We start from the raw sequence: 16,421 nt of genomic DNA, 5'->3' as shown, positions 1-16,421 counted from the left end.
CGGGACCCGGTCACTCGCCGGGCCCTGGTGACTCGCCGGGGCCCGGTCACTCGCCGGAGCGCTCGCTCGGGGGCAGTGGCTGCTCGGCCCAGATGGTCTTGCCGTAGTCGGTCTGGCGGCTGCCCCAGCGCTGGGTGAGCTGGGCGACCAGCAGCAGCCCCCGGCCGCCCTCGTCGAAGGCGTGCGCCCGGCGCAGGTGCGGCGAGGTGGAACTCGCGTCGGAGACCTCGCAGATGAGGGAGCGGTCGCGGATCAGGCGGAGCTGGATGGGCGCCTCGCCGTACCGGATGGCGTTGGTGACCAGTTCGCTGACGACGAGTTCGGTGATGAACGCGGTCTCCCCCAGTCCCCAGGCGATCAGTTGCCGGGTGACGGCCTGCCGGATCTCGGCCACCTGCTCGGGGTCGGCAGGCACGTTCCAGGTGGCGACCTGGCCGGCGCCGAGCGCGCGGGTGCGGGCCAGCAGGAGGGCCACGTCGTCGCCGCGCGCCTCGGGCATCACGTCCTTCAGCACGCTGTCGCACAGGGCGTCGAGCGAGGCGGCGGGCGCGGTCAGGGCGCGGCACAGTTCCGCGGTGGTCTGGTCCAGGTCGCGGTCGCGGTCCTCGACGAGCCCGTCGGTGTAGAGGGCGAGGACGGAACCCTCGGGCAGTTCCACCTCGGTCGCCTCGAAGGGCAGGCCGCCCACGCCGAGCGGCGGACCGGCGCTCACCGGGAGCAGCCGGGCGGTGCCGTCGGGCAGGACCAGGGCGGGGGCCGGGTGGCCCGCGGCGGCCAGGGTGAGGCGGCGGGAGACGGGGTCGTAGACGGCGTACAGGCAGGTCGCGCCCAGTTCGGCGACCTCGCCGTTGTCGTCGCCTGCGCCCAGGTGGGTGACCAGGTCGTCGAGGTGGGTGAGGAGTTCGTCGGGAGGCAGGTCCACGTCGGCGAGGGTCCGTACGGCGGTGCACAGGCGGCCCATGGTCGCCGAGGAGGGGATGCCGTGGCCGACCACGTCGCCGACGACGAGGGCGACGCGGCTGCCGGAGAGCGGGATGACGTCGAACCAGTCGCCGCCGACGCCCTCCGCCGACACCGAGGGCAGGTAGCGGTGGGCCACCTCGACGGCGGCCTGTCCGGGCATGCCCGTGGGGAGCAGGCTGTGCTGGAGGGTGAGGGCGGTGGTGCGCTCCCGCGCGAAGCGGCGGGCGTTGTCGATGCAGACCGCGGCGCGGCTGGCGAGTTCCTCGGCGAACACCACGTCGTCGGGCCCGTACTCGTCGGGGTGGTCGGCGCGTACGGCCACGGCCACGCCGAGGGTGATGCCGCGGGCCCGCAGCGGCACGACCAGCATGGAGTGGGCCCGCGCGCGGAAGGCACGGCCCTGGGAGGAGCGGGCGTCGCGTTCGGCGACCCACCGGACGAAGTCCGGCTCGTCCGCCCGGCCGAGGTACACCCGGCCCTCGCGCATCGCGCGGACGAGCGGCGAGGGGGCGGGGTGCACGTCCACCTGCCCCAGGCGGACGGACGCCTCCGGGGTGCCCTCGGTGAGGGAGCCGTGGGCGACCCGGCGCAGCGGGATCTCCTCCATGAGGGGCGCCGGCGCGTCCTGGGTGTCCAGGACCCATTCCATGAGGTCGACGCTGGCGAAGTCCGCGAACCGGGGGACGACCACCTCGATCAGTTCCTCGGCGGTCCGTACCAGGTCCAGGGTGGTGCCGATGGCCGCGGCGGACTCGTTGAGCAGCGCCAGCCGCTCGCGCGCCCAGTAGTGCTCGGTGCTGTCGAAGGCGGCGAGGGCGGTGCCCAGCACCTCGCCGGAGCCGTCCCGCACCGGCCACATCTCGGTCACCCAGGCGTGGCTGCGGTCGTGGGGGGAAGTGCCGGTGACGCTCTCGTAGCGCTCCGGCCGGCCGGTCTCGGCGACCTGGCGCAGGTGCTCCAGGAAGCCCTGGCTCTGCGCGGGGTCGCGCAGGGTGTCCGGGAGGGAGCGGCCGACCAGTTCGGCCTCGGGACGGCCCATGACCTCGCAGGCCACCTCGTTGACCCGCAGATAGCGCTGACGGGTGTCGAAGACGGACATCGACACGGTGGCCTGTTCGAAGGCCCGCTCGGCCGGCGAGGGCTCACCCCCGCCGGGTGGTTCCGCGGTGACGACGTACCCCGCGGGGGTGCCGCCGGGGCCGGTCAGGGCGCAGCCGCGCAGCCGGAGCGCGACGACCGTGCCGTCGCGGCACCGCACGTCGGCGGTGCCCGCCAGCGCGGGCAACGCTCCGGCCGGCACTTCCTGGGCCAGTAGTTCCCGGGCGTCCCGTCCCACGGCCTCCTCGGCCGGATAGCCGGTCAGCCGCCGGGCGCCCTCACTCCACCCCGTCACCATGCCGTCGGCACTCAGGGTCGCCGCAGCGGAGACGTGCTCCATAGCGTCCAGGATTGACCCATTGCCGCCCGGTTTCAACCGCGGCGGTGCGTACGGAGGGCGTCGAGGGCCCGATCGGCGTGCACGGACATCCGCAGTTCGCTGCGGACGACCTCCAGCACGGTGCGGTCCGGGGCGATGACGTAGGTGATCCGCCGGGTGGGTGCCAGGGCGAATCCGCGCGCGACGCCGAAGCGCCCACGGACCGTGCCGTCGGGGTCCGAGAGGAGCGGCATCCCGAGGCCGTGGCGGCCGGCGAACTCGTGCTGCCGGGCGACGGTGTCGCCGCTGATCCCCACGGCGCGGGCGCCGAGGGCGGCGAATTCGGCGGCCAGGTCGCGGAAGTGGCACGCCTCGGCGGTGCAGCCGGGGGTGAGGGCGGCGGGGTAGAAGAAGAGCACGACCGGGCCGTCGGCGAGCAGATCGGTGAGCCGGCGCGGGGTGCCGGTCTCGTCGGGCAGCGTGAAGTCCTCGACCCGGTCGCCGGTGACCGGCCGCCCGCTCACGGCCGCCCTCCGGCGGCCGGGGCGACGGAGCGCGCCCCCGGCACCGGGGCGCCCGGCGGGGCGGTGGCGCGGGCTGGGGCCTGGTGGGGTGCGGCGCGGTGGCGCCGGTCCACGGCCGCCTCGACGGCGGGCGGCAGGGCAGAACGGTCGGACCGGGACACGGTTCCTCCTCCGGGGGGGTGCGCGCGATATTACTCGACGGTAGGGAGGGGTGGCCCGTGCGGACGGCCGGGCCCGGCCGAACGGACGCGGGAGGGGTGCCTACGACGCGGGATCGTACTCCCGGTACGGACTGTTGAACCTCGAACGCTCAAAGGGCCTGGATCTATGGTTAGCTTAGGCTAGCCTTACTTGAGGCGCCGACGGATTCCGCCGGTCGCCCACGGCCCGCCCCCTGCCCTGCGACCAGCGGCCACGGAGTCCACCGATGACCACGCTCCCCCGTCCCACCCCCCACGGTGCCGCCACGCCGGACGTCCGCCCCGTCCGGGTCACGGGCCCCCGCGTCGCGCGCCTCGCGGAGGCCGTGGAGCGGGCCGCCGGTGAGGCCGAACGGACCGCGCTCGCCGACGAGTTCTGGGCGGAGGCGGAGCGGCGCGGCACCCCGCTCGTCGAGCGGATCGGCGGGGCGCCGGGCCACCGGGCCGTGACGTTCCTGTGGCGCGGTCACCGCACCACCCGCCAGGTGCTGTTGCTCGGCAACCGCATCACCGACCGGGACCACCTGGCCGGTTCGCTGCTGGAGCCGGTGCCCGGCACCGACGTGTGGCACCTGGGCCTGCGGCTGCGCTCCGACCACCGCGGGATCTACCGGATGGCCGCGGACATCTCCCTCGGCCTGCCGCCCGAGGAGCCGGTCGCGCTCCAGCGGTGGCTGCGGTCGCTGTCCGCGCACGCCGCGGCCGATCCCCTCAACCGCCGCCGGATAGCGGCCCGTTGGCGGGTCGCGGATGGTTCGGTCTTCGCCCTGCCCGACGCCCCGGCCGAGCCGTGGGCGGGGCGGCGCGGCACGGTGCCGGCCGGCCGCGTCGAGCGTCACCGCGTGCCGGCCGGCCCGCCGGTCGGCGACCGGGACGCCTGGGTCTACCTGCCGCCCCGTCAGGAGGACGCGGACGGCGAACCGTTGCCGGTCGTGGTGCTGTGCGACGGCGACATGTGGTTCGGCCGGCTCGGCTTCGGGGACACCCTCGACGCGCTCATCGCCGACCGGGCGCTGCCCCCGCTGGTCGTGGTGGCGCCGGACGCCGTGGACCGCGAGACCCGCCGGCGCGACCTCGGCGGCCGGGAGCCCTTCGTCGCCTTCCTGGCCGACGAGTTGCTGCCCTGGGCGGCCGGCCGCTGGCCGCTCTCCACCGACCCCCGGCGCACGGTGGTCGCCGGACAGAGCCTCGGCGGCGTGACCGCCCTGTACGCGGGGCACCTGCGGCCGGAGCGGTTCGGCAACGTCCTGTCCCAGTCGGCCTCGCTGTGGTGGCACCCCGGCCTCGCCGCGACCGCCGGCCCCCCGCCGCCGGGGGGCGACACGCCCTGGCTCGCCGGACAGTACGCGTCCGGGCCGGCACGTCCCCTGACGGTCCACCTGGACGCGGGCCTGCACGAGGGCTCCTCGGCCGGGGACCACCGCGTGCTGTACGAGACGCTGCGCTCGGCCGGGTACCGGGTGAGCCTCGACACGTACAACGGCGGTCACGACCACGCCTGCTGGCACGTCGCGCTCGCCTCCGGCCTGGTGCGGCTGCTCGGCGGCGGCTCCCGGTCCGGCGCCCCGGGCGAGGTCCCGGCGGCGGCTCCCTGACGGCCGTACCCCCACACCCGCCGGACCGGCCCGGGGCACCCCCATGCCCTGTCCCGGCCCCTGCCCCTGCCCCCGTCCTCCCGCATGCCCATGTCCCCCTTCCCCCCGCATCCCCGTCCCTCCCGCACCAAGGAGCCCCACCGCATGTCGCGCGTACGTGCCCCCCGACCGCCGGCCGCCCGGACCGTCCCGGACGACGTGACCAAGGCGCCGGCCCCGTGAGCGCCGGGCTCGACGGCCGGATCGCCCTCGTGACCGGGGCCGGCCAGGGCATCGGCGCCGCCGTCGTCACGGCCCTGGTGGCGGAGGGCGCCCGCGTGGTCGCCACCGACCGGACGGCCGAGGGCGTCACCGCGCTCGCCGCCGAGCACCCGGGCCGGGTCACCGCCCGGACGCTGGACGTCACCGACGCCGCCGACGCGGAGGCGGTCGTGGGGGAGGCCGAGGCCGCCCTCGGCCCGCTGGACATCGCCGTCAACGTGGCCGGTGTCCTGTGCCACGCGGACGTCGTCGACCTCGCCGACGAGGAGTGGGCGGCCGTCTTCGCCGTCAACTCCACCGGCGTCTTCCACGTCTCGCGGGCCGCCGCGCGCCGGATGACCGCGCGCGGCCGGGGCAGCATCGTCACCGTCGCCTCCAACGCGGCCGGTGTGCCCCGTGCCGGGCTGTCGGCGTACGCCGCCTCGAAGGCCGCCGCCGTGATGTTCACCAAGTGCCTCGGTCTGGAGGTGGCCGGACACGGGGTGCGCTGCAACACCGTCTCCCCCGGTTCGACCCTCACCGACATGCAGCGGGCGCTGTGGACGCGGGGACAGGAGGCGGCCTCGGCGCGGCGGGTGATCGAGGGCGACCTCGCCTCGTACCGCACCGGCATCCCGCTCGGCCGGATCGCCGACCCGGCGGACATCGCCGACGCGGTGGTCTTCCTCGCCTCCGACCGCGCCCGGCACATCACCATGCACGACCTCTACGTCGACGGCGGCGCCACCCTGCGGGCCTGACGTCCGGCCCCCGGGGCCGCCGCGGCCCACCTCCCCCCACCGGAGACCGACATGACCCCAGCCGTACCCCCAGCCCCGCCCTCACCCCCACGCACGTCGCCACCGCCGGCCCCGTCGCCCTCCCCGTCCCCCGCCCCGTCCCCCCACCCGCGCGGCCCCGGCATCACCGGCACCCCCGGCACGAGACCCCCACGGTCCGCCGCGCAGCCGTCCCGAACGCTCTGAGAGGCCCCACCCCCATGGCTCTGCCCGCCATCGCCCCCTATCCGCTCCCCACGCCGGACGAACTCCCCGCCAACCGCGTGCCCTGGACCGTGGACCCGGACCGCGCCGTGCTGCTCGTCCACGACCTCCAGCAGCACTTCCTGTCCGCCTTCCCCGCCGGTCAGGAGCCGCTGACCGGCATGCTCGCCAACACCGCCCGGCTGCTGACCGCCTACCGCCGCCGGGGCGTACCGGTCGTCTACTCCGTCCAGCGCGGCGGCCAGACGCCCGAGGAGCGCGGCCTCCAGCTCGACTTCTGGGGCCCCGGCGTCGCCGACGACCCCGCCGTGCTCGCCGTGCCGGACGCCGTGGCGCCCGAGCCCGGGGACACCCTGCTGACGAAGTGGAAGTACAGCGCGTTCGTCCGCACCGACCTGGCGGAGCTGCTGAGCGGCACCGGCCGCGACCAGCTCGTCGTCGTCGGCGTGTACGCGCACATCGGCGTGCTGATGACCGCCGCCGACGCGTGGATGCGGGACGTGCGGGCGTTCGTCGTCGCGGACGCCGTCGCCGACTTCTCCCGCGCCGACCACGACATGGCGCTGCGCTGGGCGGCCGGCCGCTGCGCGGCCGTCACCACCACCGACGCGCTGATCGGGGAGGGCTGACGCGTGCCGCTCACCGTGGAGCAGATCCGCGCCGACATCGCCGACTGCCTCGGCGAGGACCCGGCGGACATCGCGGTCGACGACGACCTCGTCGACCACGGCCTCGACTCGGTCCGGGTGATGACGCTGCTGGAGGGCTGGCGCCGCGAGCACTCCGTCACCGCGGACTTCGCCGACCTCGCGGAGCGCCCGGCCATCGAGGCGTGGGCACCGCTGCTGGGGGCGGCATGAGCGGCGCGGCCGTCCTGCCGCTGACCGCGGCCCAGTCGGGCATGTGGTTCGCGCAGGCCCTCGATCCGCTCAGCCCCGCGCAGAACACCGCCGAGTGCCTGGAGATCGACGGCCCGCTCGATCCCGAGCTGTTCGCCGCCGCGCTGCGCCGGGTGACCGCCGAGGCCGAGGCGCTGCGCGTCACCGTCGAGGACACCCCGGACGGGCCCCGCCAGCGCCTCGCCGGCGAGGTCGAACCGCCGCTGGCCGTACGGACGGACCTCTCCGCGGAGGAGGCCGGGGCGTGGATGCGGGCCGATCTGGCCGAGCCGGTCGACCTGGCGGCCGGGCCGCTGTTCGGGCACGCCCTGTTCCGGGTCGGCCCGGACCGCTGGTGGTGGTACCAGCGCGTCCACCACCTGGCCGTGGACGGCTACGGGCACGCGCTGCTGGTGCGCCGCACCGCCGAGGTGTACACGGCGCTGGCCCGGGGCGAGGAGCCCGCCCCGGGCCGCTTCGGCCGCCTCTCCGACCTGGTCGAGGACGACGGGCGGTACCGGGCGTCGCCGGCGTTCGCGGCCGACCGGGCGCACTGGGCGCGGGTGCTGGGCGACCGGCCGGACGCGCCGCGGCTCGCGGGCCGGGGCGCGCTGCCCTCGCGCGGTGTCCGCCGGTGCCGCGCGCACATCGGCCCGGAGACGACGGAGCGGGTGCGGGACCTCGCCGCCCGGCTGCGCGCCACCTGGCCCGACGTGCTGATCGCCGTCCAGGCCCTCTGCACGGCGCGGGCCACCGCCCGTACCGACGTGGTGCTGGGCCTGCCGATGATGGGCCGGATGGGCTCGGCGGCGCTGCGGGTGCCCGGCATGGTGATGAACGTGCTGCCGCTGCGGCTCACCGTCGCCCCGCGGGACACCTTCGCCGAACTGGTGCGGCAGGTGGCGCTGGGCGTCCGCGAGGTCCGCCGCCACCAGCGCTACCGGTACGAGGACATCCGCCGCGATCTGGGCCTGCTGGGCGAGAACCGGGGGCTGGTCGGCCCGCTGGTCAACGTCATGCCGTTCGACTACGCGGTGGACTTCGCCGGTGTCCCCGCGCGGTCCCGCAACCTCGCCGCGGGCCCGGTGGAGGACCTGACGGTCCACATCCACGACCGGGCCGACGGCGGCGGGCTCCGCGTCGACCACGACGGCAACCCCGCCCTGTACGAGGACGCCGGCCTGGCGGCGCATCAGGAACGGTTCCTGCACCTGGTGGAGCGGCTCGCCGCAGCCGACCCGCACCTGCCGCTCGCCGCGCACACCGCGGCTACCCCCGGCGAGAGCGCCCTCGTCCTGGACGAGTTCAACCGCACGGCGCGCAAGGTGCCGCCGACCACGCTCATCGGCCCCATCGAGGCACGGGCCGCGCGCACGCCCGAGGCGACGGCGCTGGTCTTCCGCGACACGGAGCTGAGCTACGCCGAGCTGAACACCCGCGCCAACCGGCTCGCCCGGCACCTCCAGGCGCGCGGCGCCGGTCCGGGTGCCGTGGTGGGCGTGTCGGTGCCGCGGTCCGCGGAACTGGTCGTGGCGCTGCTGGCGGTGCTGAAGGCGGGGGCGGCGTACCTGCCGCTGGACCCGGACTATCCGGAGCGGCGGCTCGCGTACATGCTGCGGGACGCGGCGCCGGTGTGCGCGGTCGCCGACCGGGCCGGGCGGCTGCCCGGGGACACCGGCACCGATCTGGTGGTGCTGGAGGGGCTGGACGTGTCGGCGTACGCCGGGACGGACCCGGCCCGCGCGCTCACCCCCGCGCATCCGGCGTACGTCATCCACACCTCCGGCTCCACCGGCCGCCCCAAGGGCGTCGTGGTGCCGCACCGGGCGATCGACAACCGGCTGCGCTGGATGCAGCACGCCTACCCGCTGGGCGCCGGGGACCGGGTGCTGCAGAAGACGCCGTCGTCGTTCGACGTGTCGGTGTGGGAGTTCTTCTGGCCGCTGCGGGAGGGCGCGACGCTGGTGGTCGCCGAGCCCGGCGGCCACAAGGACCCGGTGTACCTGTCCCGGCTGATCCGCGAACAGTCCGTCACCACCTGCCACTTCGTGCCGTCGATGCTCCAGGCGTTCCTGTCCGCGAAGGAGGCGGCGGGCTGCCGGGGAGCGCTGCGGCGGGTGTTCTGCAGCGGGGAGGCGCTGCCCCGCGAGAGCGCGCGGAGCTTCGCCCGCGTCCTGCCCGGCACCGAGCTGCACAACCTGTACGGGCCGACGGAGGCGGCGGTCGACGTCACGTACCACGCCTGCGACCGGTCGGACGGGGGCCCGGTGCCGATCGGGCGGCCGGTGTGGAACACCCGGCTGTACGTGCTGGACGCCGCGCTGCGGCCCTGCCCGCCCGGGGTGCCGGGCGAGCTGTACCTGGCGGGCGGGCAACTGGCCGACGGGTACCTGGGGCGGCCGGAGCTGACCGCGTCGCGGTTCGTGGCCGATCCCTTCGGTCCGCCGGGGTCCCGGATGTACCGCACGGGCGATCTGGCCCGCTGGACCGGCCGGGGCGAGGTGGTCTACCTGGGCCGCACCGACGACCAGGTGAAGCTGCGCGGGCAGCGCGTCGAACTCGGCGAGATCGAGGCGGCGCTGGCCTCCCGGCCCGGCGTGGACGGGGCGTGCGCGCTGGTCCGCGAGGACCGGCTCGTGGGGTACGTGACCGGCACCGCCGATCCCGCCGGGGTGCGGGCCGCGCTGGCCCGGGAGCTGCCGGAGCACATGGTGCCGGCGGCCGTGGTCGCCCTGGACGCGTTCCCGCTGAGCCCGAACGGCAAGCTGGACCGCCGCGAGCTGCCGGCGCCGGTCTTCGCCGGGGGCGCGGGCGGCAGGCCCTTCGCCTCGGCCCGGGAGGAGGCGCTGACCCGGCTCTTCGCCGAGGTGCTGGACGTGCCCGGCGCCGGTCCCGACGACGCCTTCTTCGACCTGGGCGGGACCTCGCTGCTGGCGGTGCGGCTGGTGGCCCGCGTACGGGAGGAGTCCGGCGCCGAGCTGACCGTCGGCTCCCTCTTCGAGGCGCCGACCCCGGCCGCGCTCGCCGCCCGGCTGGACGCCGATCGGCCGGGCGCCGGGGACGCGCTCGGCGTGCTCCTGCCGCTGCGCACCGAGGGCGACGGGACACCGCTGTTCGCCGTCCACCCGGCGGGGGGCCTGTCCTGGTGCTACGCGGGGCTCGCCGCGCGGCTCGGCGACGACCGGCCGGTGTACGGCCTCCAGGCCCGCGGCCTGGCCGGGGACGACCGGCTGCCGGGCACGCTGTGGGAGGAGGCCGAGGACTATGTCGCGCAGCTCAGGGCGGTCCGGCCGCACGGCCCGTACCGCCTGCTGGGCTGGTCGGTCGGCGGGGTCCTCGCGCACACCGTGGCGGTGCTGCTCCAGCGGGCCGGGGAGGAGGTCGAACTCCTCGCGCTGCTGGACGCGTTCCCCTCCGAGCAGTGGCGGGGGCGGCCCGCGCCCGAGGAGGGCGACGCGCTGACCGCGGTGCTGCGCATGGCGGGCGTCGAGCGGACCGGCGAACGCACCCGCGAGGACGTGCTCGCCACCCTGCGCCGCGCGGGCAGCCCGCTGGCCGGGCTCCCCGACCGGACGCTGTCGCGGATCGTGGACATCGTGCCGAACCACGCCCGCATGATGCGCGAGCACGAACAGGGCCGGTACGAGGGCGACATGCTGTTCTTCACGGCCGCCGCCCCGCGCGCCGAGGAGTGGCTGACCCGCGAGGCGTGGCGTCCGCACGTCTCCGGCGCGATCGTCAACCACGATCTGGAGTGCACGCACCCGGAGTTGATGCGGGACCGGCATCTCGACGAGGTCGCGGCGGTCCTCACCGCGCGGCTGAAGGAACTGGACGCCTGACCCCGCCCGCCCCCGCCCGGCCCCCTCCACGGCCTGTCCCCGGAGGGGGCCGGGCTGTCAGTCGCCCAGCAACTCCACGAGGCCGTCGGCGAGTTCGGTGCGCCAGCACAGGTAGTCGTGGCCGCCGTCGAACTCCCGGTACGAGACGTCGTGGCCGAGGGCGGCGAGGGTGTCGTGGAACCGGCGCGCGGACGGCAGGGCGGCCCACTCCTGCTCGCCGCAGGAGAGCCGGAAACGCACCGGCAGCCGGGGCCCCGCCCCGAGCGTCCGGGTCAGCCACTCGGCGTCCGGTCCTACCGGCCACCAGAAGGAGCCGGACTGGGCGAGGACGTTGCCGAAGCGCCCCGGGGCCAGCGCGGCGGCGTAGGCGGCGGTGAGTCCGCCGAGGCTCTGCCCGGCGATCACGGTGCGCGCCGGGTCGTCGGTGAGCGGCAGCCGCCGGGCCGCCCAGGGCAGCAGTTCGCCGGTGAGGAAGTCCGCGTAGGCGGGCCGGCAGGACAGCTCCGTCCACCGGGTGGCCTCGTCCACCGCCTCCGGCAGCACGGCGGCCAGCGGCGGGAGCCGGCCGTCGGCGATGAGGTTGTCGAGCAGGTGGGAGAGGCCGAGCCGGGGCTGCCAGTGCTCGCCGTCCAGCAGGATCAGGACCGGCAGGGCGGCCGGCCGGGGGACGGCGGCCGGGGGCTGGTAGAGCCAGAGGCGGCCCGAGCGGCCGAGCCGGGCGCTGGAGAGGGTGTGCTCGGTGACGGTGCCGCGCGGGAGACCGGGGCGCGGCTCCCAGTCCGTGCCCCGGGGCGCGGCGGGGAGTTCGGCGTACGGGACCGGTCCGGCGTCCCAGCGGTGCGGCAGCGTACGGGGGTTGAACGGGTCGGGGCGGCGCGGGGCGGCGAGCCGGCGCCGGGGGCCGGACGCGTCCGGGCGGGGTCCGTCGCCCTCGTCGGCGCGGAGTTCGTAGGTGCCGCGCCAGTCGTGGCGGAGCCGGAGGGTCCAGTGCCAGACGTCGGTGCCGGGCAGGTGCGTCATGCGGTTGACGGCGGGGTCGTGGGGGTCGCCCAGCTTGTTGGGGACGACCTCGACGGCCCGGGTGGCGGCGGTGCCGCGCCACAGGAAGGTGACGGCCCGGTACGCGGCGTCGCCCCGCGGGTCGGGTCCGACCAGGGGCGTGCCGCGGCGGCGGACGCCGGTCCAGAACTCCTCGGTCTCCCCCGGTCCGGGCAGGACGTGCGCGGGCGTGTCGAGCCGGGGGACGGGGGCGGGCCGGGGCAGGCGCGGCGGGTGGTGCGGGGTGCCCTCGGGCGGGGTCGCGGCCCGGGGGCGTACGGAGATCGAGAGACTGTCCACGATGCCAGCTTAGGGCAGCCTTACCTAAGTCGATCAACCGCCGTCGTCCGCCGCCGTCAGGCGCCTCCCGTACCGCCGCCGCGCCGGGCGCGGGGTGTGACGGGCGCCAGCCACATGCCGACGATCGCGTCGACGAGGCCGTCGGCGGCGTCCTGCCAGGAGGCCCGCGGGGTGGGCCGGCCCCCGGCGAGGGCCCGCTCGCGCTCCGCCGCCGTGTGCACGATCAACTGCCGTGCCATGTCGCCGCGTTCGGCGCGCACCTCGGGAGGCAGCTCCGGCATGCACCGGTCGCGGCCGGCCAGGATCGCCCGCAGGGCCGGGGAGGCCAGCGACTCCTCCGTCACGATCCGCCGCAGCGCGGGGTCGGTGGTGACCTGGGCGCAGAACCGCGCGTACCAGGTGGGGCTGCCGAGCGCGGCGAGGTGGTCGTAGAGCGGCCGGACCAGGCAGTCGACCCAGTCGCGGACGTCCGTGGAGCCGCCGAGGACGGCCAGTTGCCGGGCGCGCAGCGCCTCGATGCGCTCGGAGTGCCGCTGGGCGATCGCCCGGACCAGATCGGTCTTGGTGCCGAAGTGGTAGCCGACCGCCGCGTTGTTGCCCTGCCCGGCGGCCTCGCTGACCTGGCGGTTGGAGACCGCGTACACCCCGTGTTCGGCGAAGAGCCGCTCGGCCGTGGTCAGGATCGCCTCCCTGGTCGCACCGACCTGCTCCGCCCGTGCCACCCTGCCCGTTCTGCCCGCCACCGCGCCGCCAGCCTTTCCGTGCCCGTGGGCGGCAGCCTACGCAACGGCCGCCCAAAGACCCGCCCCGGGCCGTGCGAGGTGCGCCGCCCCGTTCCCGTACAGTACGTCAAGCGACTGACTTAAAGCATGCCGTCCTCCGGCCGTGCTCCCCCTCTCCCCGGAAAGGCACCTCCATGCCCTCTCCCCCCGCCGGTCCCGACGGGCCCGCCGCCGCCGAGACGTCCGCCCCGTCGCGGCCGAACGTCGTGGTGGCGGTGCTGGCGCTGGCCGGGATCACCGTCTCGCTGATGCAGACGCTGGTGATCCCGATCGTGCCGGAGTTGCCGAAGCTCCTCGACGCCCCGGCCTCGGACGCGGTCTGGGCGGTGACGGCGACGCTGCTGGCCGCGGCCGTCGCCACCCCGGTCGCCGGCCGGCTCGGCGACATGGCCGGCAAGCGGCGCGTGCTGCTGGTCAGCCTGGTGGTGCTGGTCGTCGGCTCGGTGGTCTGCGCGCTGAGCGACTCCCTGGTCCCGATGATCGCCGGCCGGGCCCTCCAGGGGCTGTCGGCCGCGGTGGTGCCGCTGGGCATCAGCATCATGCGCGACGAACTGCCCGCCGAGCGGCTGGCCGGCGCCACCGCCCTGATGAGCGCCTCGCTCGGCGTCGGCGGCGCCCTCGGCCTGCCCGCCGCCGCGCTCATCGCGGACCGGTTCGACTGGCACATGCTCTTCTGGGTCTCGGGCGCCCTCGGTACCGTCGCGCTGGCGCTGGTGGCGGTGTGCGTGCCCGAGTCGGCGGTGCGCGGCGGCGGGCGGTTCGACCTGCCGGGCGCGCTCGGCATGGCCGTCGGCCTGGTCTCCCTGCTGCTGGCGATCTCCAAGGGCGCCGACTGGGGCTGGACCGGCGCGACCACGCTCGGCCTGTTCGCGGTGGCCGTGGTGGTCCTGTCGGCCTGGGGCCGCTGGGAGCTGCGCACCCCGCACCCGCTGGTGGACCTGCGCACCACCGTGCGCCGTCAGGTGCTCTTCACCAACCTGGCCTCCATCGCCATGGGCTTCTCCATGTTCGCCATGTCCCTGGTGCTTCCCCAGCTCATCCAGTTGCCCGAGGCGACCGGTTACGGTCTGGGCCGCTCGCTGCTGACCGCCGGTCTGGTGATGGCGCCCTCCGGCCTGGTGATGATGGCGTTCGCGCCGCTGTCCGCGATGGTCTCCCGGGCCCGGGGCCCGAAGACGTCGCTGATGACCGGCGCCCTCATCGTCGCCGCCGGGTACGGGCTGAACGTCTGGCTGATGGCCGAGGTGTGGCACCTGGTGCTGGCCTCCTGCGTCATCAGCGCGGGCATCGGCTTCGCCTACGGCGCCATGCCGGCCCTGATCATGGGGGCGGTGCCGGTCGGCGAGACCGCCGCGGCCAACAGCCTCAACACCCTGATGCGGTCCATCGGCACCTCGGTCTCCAGCGCCCTCGCGGGCGTGATCCTCGCCCAGATGACCACGAGCCTCGGCGGCTTCGCCGTCCCGTCCCAGAACGCGTTCAGGGTGGTCCTGGCCATCGGGGCGGGGGCGGCGCTGCTCGCCTTCGCCCTGGCCGCCTTCGTACCGCGGCACCGCCCGGCCGCCCCGGCGCCGGCCGCCGCGCCGGCCGGCCGGGCCGGGGCCGACGCCGTCCCGGTGCGCTGAGGAGGGCGGCGCCGGTCCCCGGGCGGGACCGGCGCCGTTCAGGCGAACCTCGCGGGCGACACGCGTGAGGGCGCGCGGGCGCGTCGAGAACTCACCCGTGGACCTGCCTCTGATCGCGCCCATGCTCGCCACCGCGGGCTCCCTGCCGCCCCGCCGGCAGGACGCCCGCTGGGCCTACGAGACCAAGCAGGACGGCCAGCGCGTCGTGGTCTACCTGCCCGGCGACGGACGGATGCTGCTGCGTGCCCGCTCCGGCCAGGACATCACGGCCGCCTACCCCGAGCTGGCGCCGCTCGGCACCGCCCTCGGCCCCACCCCGGCGGTCCTGGACGGCGAGGTGCTGGCCCTGGACGAACGCGGCCGGGCCGACTTCCAGTTGCTCCAGTCCCGCATGGGCCTCGCCCACTCCCCCGCGCTCGCCGCGCACCGGGCGGCGACGGTCCCGGTCCACCTCGTGCTCTTCGACGTGATGCACCTGGGCGCCGAGTCCCTGCTCCCCCTCGGCTACACGCGCCGGCGGGGCCGGCTGGAGGAGCTGGCGCTCGACGGCCCGTCCTGGTCGACGCCGGGCGCGGTGGTCGGCCACGGCGAGGAGGCCCTGCGCGCGACCCGCGAGAACGGCCTGGAGGGCCTGGTCTGCAAGCGGCTCGACTCGGTCTACGAGCCGGGGGTGCGCTCCCGGGAGTGGATCAAGATCCGCAACATGCGCAGCGAGGACGTGGTGATCGGCGGCTGGCTGCCCGGCAAGGGGCGCCTCGGCGGCCTGCCCGGCGCCGTGCTGGTCGGCCAGCGGGCCGCGGGGCGCCTGCGCTACGTCGGCGGGGTCGGCACCGGCTGGAGCGAGGCCGAGCGCACCGACCTGGCCGCGCTGCTCGAGACCGCCGCGAGCGACACCTGCCCCTTCGACCCGGTGCCGGCCGTGCCGGGGGCCCGCTGGGTGGTGCCCCGGCTGGTGGGCGAGGTCCGCTTCAGCACCCGTACCCGGGAGGGGATGCTGCGTCAGCCCTCGTGGCTGCGGCTGCGCCCGGACCTGGCGCCCGAGGAGTCCGCGGCCGACGTCCCGGACGACCTGGTCTGACCCGGTCCGGGCGGTCAACTACATTCGCCAGTACGGCTGTTCACCGTCGAGACACCCGTATCCCCTTGGCGCGCAGGTGAATTGACGGCACTCTTGACTCCCTTACCCCCCACAGCCGTTGGGCTGCGACCGGAGTCCAAGAGGAGACGCAGTGCCGTCGCGTACCACCACCCCCGCCCCCCGCATCCGCAGATGGCTCACCGCGCCGCTCGGCGCCCTCGCCCTCGTCGTCGCGTTCCCCGCCACCGCCTTCGCCGCCCCGCCTCCGGCGCTGCCCGGCAACGCGACCGCCGAGGAGCGGACCTACCAGCCCGCCTACGACTACGACACCGACGGGTGCTACCCCACGCCGGCCATCGGGCCGGACGGCGCCGTCAACCCGGGCCTCAATCCGACCGGCGCCCTCAACGGCAACTGCCGGGACGCCCCGGACCTGGAGAACACCAACGGCTACTCGCGCGCCCTGTGCAACAACGGATGGTGCGCCTACCTGTACGGGCTGTACTTCGAGAAGGACCAGGCGCTGCCCGGCATCCCCCTCGGCGGCCACCGGCACGACTGGGAGCACGTCGTGGTCTGGGTGCGGGACGGCACGGTGGAGTACGTCTCGACCTCCAACCACGGTTCGTTCACGGTGCACCCGCGGTCGTCGGTCCGCTTCGAGGACACCCACCCGAAGATCGTCTACCACAAGGACGGCATCAGCACGCACTGCTTCCGGCTGGCCTCGGCGGGCGACGAGCCGCCGGAGAACCACCGGGGCACCTGGCAGTACCCGACCCTGGTCGGCTGGGACGGCTATCCGGCCGGACTGCGCGAGAAGCTCAGCTCGTACGACTTCGGCAGCGCCAACTTCGGCCTGAAGGACGGGAGCTTCGCCTCCCACCTGGCGACGGCCAAGCCCGCGGGCATCCCCTTCGACCCGTACGCCTGAC

At 75.9% G+C, this 16,421-nt stretch carries 13 protein-coding genes; 8 read left to right on the top strand and 5 right to left on the bottom strand.

The window, feature by feature from the left end; translation table 11 throughout:
- Positions 1–46: 46 nt before the first annotated feature.
- Genes J5Y05_RS10710 through J5Y05_RS10700 form a run of 3 tightly spaced genes read right to left on the bottom strand, consistent with a single transcriptional unit; the run spans position 47 to position 3,065 of the window.
- Entirely contained in the window at positions 47–2,401 is a 2,355-nt protein-coding gene (locus J5Y05_RS10710; protein WP_210870857.1) for a SpoIIE family protein phosphatase, read from the bottom strand.
- Positions 2,402–2,433: 32 nt separating this feature from the next.
- The gene (locus J5Y05_RS10705; RefSeq protein WP_210870853.1) at positions 2,434–2,904 is read right to left on the bottom strand and encodes a peroxiredoxin; all 471 of its coding nucleotides are present in this window, start codon (positions 2,902–2,904) and stop codon (positions 2,434–2,436) included.
- A complete protein-coding gene (locus J5Y05_RS10700; RefSeq protein WP_210870850.1) occupies positions 2,901–3,065 on the bottom strand; it encodes a hypothetical protein in 165 nt (54 codons plus the stop codon). The genes J5Y05_RS10705 and J5Y05_RS10700 overlap by 4 nt, the downstream gene beginning before the upstream one ends.
- Positions 3,066–3,331: 266 nt before the next feature.
- Here J5Y05_RS10700 and fes (J5Y05_RS10695) point away from each other — a divergent pair, with 266 nt between their 5' ends.
- The 5 genes from fes (J5Y05_RS10695) (at position 3,332) to J5Y05_RS10675 (ending at position 10,663) form a co-directional block, all read left to right on the top strand.
- Entirely contained in the window at positions 3,332–4,699 is a 1,368-nt protein-coding gene (fes, locus tag J5Y05_RS10695; RefSeq protein ID WP_210870847.1) for an enterochelin esterase, read from the top strand.
- Positions 4,700–4,917: 218 nt separating this feature from the next.
- Positions 4,918–5,700 carry a 2,3-dihydro-2,3-dihydroxybenzoate dehydrogenase gene (locus J5Y05_RS10690; protein ID WP_210870843.1) on the top strand — a complete coding sequence of 261 codons (783 nt, stop codon included), beginning with the start codon at positions 4,918–4,920 and terminating at the stop codon, positions 5,698–5,700.
- A gap of 239 nt (positions 5,701–5,939) precedes the next feature.
- A complete protein-coding gene (locus J5Y05_RS10685; protein ID WP_210870840.1) occupies positions 5,940–6,572 on the top strand; it encodes an isochorismatase family protein in 633 nt (210 codons plus the stop codon).
- Between the two features lie 3 nt (positions 6,573–6,575).
- Entirely contained in the window at positions 6,576–6,803 is a 228-nt protein-coding gene (locus tag J5Y05_RS10680) for a phosphopantetheine-binding protein (protein ID WP_210870836.1), read from the top strand.
- Complete coding sequence (locus J5Y05_RS10675) at positions 6,800–10,663, top strand: non-ribosomal peptide synthetase (RefSeq protein ID WP_210870831.1); 3,864 nt, start codon at positions 6,800–6,802, stop codon at positions 10,661–10,663. The genes J5Y05_RS10680 and J5Y05_RS10675 overlap by 4 nt, the downstream gene beginning before the upstream one ends.
- A 57-nt stretch (positions 10,664–10,720) precedes the next feature.
- Here the strand turns inward: J5Y05_RS10675 and fes (J5Y05_RS10670) are convergent, their stop codons facing one another.
- Together fes (J5Y05_RS10670) and J5Y05_RS10665 are read right to left on the bottom strand one after the other, a co-directional pair.
- Positions 10,721–12,001: an enterochelin esterase gene (gene fes / locus J5Y05_RS10670; protein ID WP_307853830.1), complete on the bottom strand. Its 1,281-nt coding sequence runs from the start codon at positions 11,999–12,001 to the stop codon at positions 10,721–10,723.
- 56 nt (positions 12,002–12,057) lie between these two features.
- On the bottom strand, positions 12,058–12,744 hold the full coding sequence (locus tag J5Y05_RS10665) for a TetR/AcrR family transcriptional regulator (RefSeq protein ID WP_210870828.1): 687 nt from the start codon (positions 12,742–12,744) through the stop codon (positions 12,058–12,060).
- 173 nt (positions 12,745–12,917) lie between these two features.
- Between J5Y05_RS10665 and J5Y05_RS10660 the strand changes: the two genes are divergently transcribed.
- From J5Y05_RS10660 to J5Y05_RS10650, 3 genes are all read left to right on the top strand, one after another.
- Positions 12,918–14,408 carry an MFS transporter gene (locus J5Y05_RS10660; protein ID WP_210870825.1) on the top strand — a complete coding sequence of 497 codons (1,491 nt, stop codon included), beginning with the start codon at positions 12,918–12,920 and terminating at the stop codon, positions 14,406–14,408.
- 97 nt (positions 14,409–14,505) lie between these two features.
- Complete coding sequence (locus tag J5Y05_RS10655; protein ID WP_210870822.1) at positions 14,506–15,486, top strand: ATP-dependent DNA ligase; 981 nt, start codon at positions 14,506–14,508, stop codon at positions 15,484–15,486.
- A gap of 151 nt (positions 15,487–15,637) precedes the next feature.
- Positions 15,638–16,420, top strand: coding sequence for an NPP1 family protein (locus tag J5Y05_RS10650; RefSeq protein WP_210870819.1), 783 nt, complete (start codon positions 15,638–15,640; stop codon positions 16,418–16,420).
- Position 16,421: the final 1 nt, after the last annotated feature.

Source organism: Streptomyces tagetis, from assembly GCF_018069565.1.
In the GTDB taxonomy this organism is placed as follows: domain Bacteria; phylum Actinomycetota; class Actinomycetes; order Streptomycetales; family Streptomycetaceae; genus Streptomyces; species Streptomyces tagetis.
This window is presented reverse-complemented; position numbering and strand designations above follow the sequence as displayed.